This is a genomic window from Thermogutta sp., assembly GCF_014359955.1.
GTDB lineage: Bacteria > Planctomycetota > Planctomycetia > Pirellulales > Thermoguttaceae > Thermogutta.
On the sequence record NZ_JACIYL010000907.1, the window covers coordinates 1 to 1,625 of the forward strand.

Below are 1,625 nucleotides of genomic sequence, written 5' to 3' on the forward strand. Positions count from 1 at the left end.
GGGCCACAAGTTGACGGGAATTTCCGCCTTAATCCGCAGGGTGTCGCCCCATTTCATGGCCCAATAATCCACGAACTCGCGGCGCTCCATGAGACGATCCACGAGGCGGGTCCGCTTGTCCGGAGATTGGTCGGCAAGGAACTCACGGACCTCGGTGGAAGTCGGCAATTTTCCCAGCATGTCCAGATAGAGGCGACGCACGAACACGGCGTCCGAACACAAAACCGGCTTGATCCCTAGCTGTTCCAGCTTGGCAAAAACGATGCGATCCAACTCTCCTGCAGGTTGGGGTGGCGTCGGGCTTTCGAAGATGCTCCTCGCTTCTTCTCCCTGCACGAATCCCTGGCAGAGAAGGAGCGCACACACCAGCACACCAAGTAGGGTCAAGTTGCTCATAAGCGGGCACCTTTCCGCGAGAAATCGCAATCGCTGTCCGATCGCCGGGAGAGAACGGAATTGCATGGATGATCTCGGTTTGGCGGGCTTGTCAGGGAACTCGCAGAACTATGCGCACCAGCGACCAGCGGCGGGAAGGTCCACTCGCTGCGCGCCGGAAATCGGTTTCGAGTTTCAATCGAGGACAGCTACGGCCTGGGGGGAGAATCGCCGGGGACGCTCGGAAGCTCTATCAAATGGATGATCCGACGAGTAGATTAACCGCGACTTGTCAATATGTCAACTATCGCACGCAACAAAATAATTAATGTCTATTAAGATAGACACTAATGCGGAAAATAAAACGAGTAGCCTCATCGGTCACCGGCACGATAAGGCCTGAAATGCCCGCGGACGGGGTATCCTTCCCGGAATAGAGGCTCACGCCGGATACGTGCGACAAGCGTCAGCCTGCGCATCCGCGCGTGTCACGGATTACTCAGTCAATGGAAGTGGGCCGCGGCCCAACGCGACAGTGCCTCTGACAGGAACATCCGGCAGATATTGGGGCAGTGCCACCGCCTTAAACCACTCGTAATTGGGTTTGGAGGTCAATTCTTTGAGTTTCTGCCCCACGTTTTCTCCAGGTCGTAAAAACAGGATGAAAGGAACGCCGCCCGCGGAGGTTTCCCAAAGCACCTGTTTCCCGAGCACAATTTTCAGCGACAACTGATATTCCTTCACCTTGTAGTCGCCCGAGTGGATGTAAGACACCGTGCGTTCTCTGGGACCAGCGACCGCCGCGACAATGGTGACCCGGGCGTCGGGATCGATGGTGCAATCCATACCCCGCAGCCGTTCGGTGAGAATCTCTCGAACTTTTTCTCGACCGTCTTCAGGAACGCCGGAAACGTCTATTCTTACGGGGATACCCTTTCGGAAGGCAAAGGTCTCCGGGTTGTGGAGGGCGCGATCAAGCACCTGGAGTGCTGCCGCATGGGGAATGTGCGCCAGTGCGAGCGCTCTCAATTCGGTCCCGCTCCCTCCCCGGCGACCCACCACTGCACACACGAGGTCCCCCACTGAGGCCGTAAGGCCCAGATTGTCATATTCCCACACAAGCAGTTGCGACTTCCAGTGGAACAGGTAGCGATTACCGATCAAGAGAAAGTCGTCATGGGGGAAAACAAGGGCCTCCCTGGAAATGGCAAGGCCGGCGGGCAGCGGAAAGCTCGCCTCGAGCTTCCCTG

General features: G+C 57.1%; 2 protein-coding genes. Both read right to left on the reverse strand.

Features of this window, described 5'->3' with window-relative positions; translation table 11 throughout:
- The coding region (locus H5U08_RS18100; RefSeq protein ID WP_297036339.1) for a DUF1549 domain-containing protein at positions 1–396 on the reverse strand (396 nt) is incomplete at its 3' end.
- A gap of 474 nt (positions 397–870) precedes the next feature.
- Positions 871–1,625: hypothetical protein (locus H5U08_RS18105; RefSeq protein WP_297036342.1), on the reverse strand; the 755-nt coding region annotated here is incomplete at its 5' end.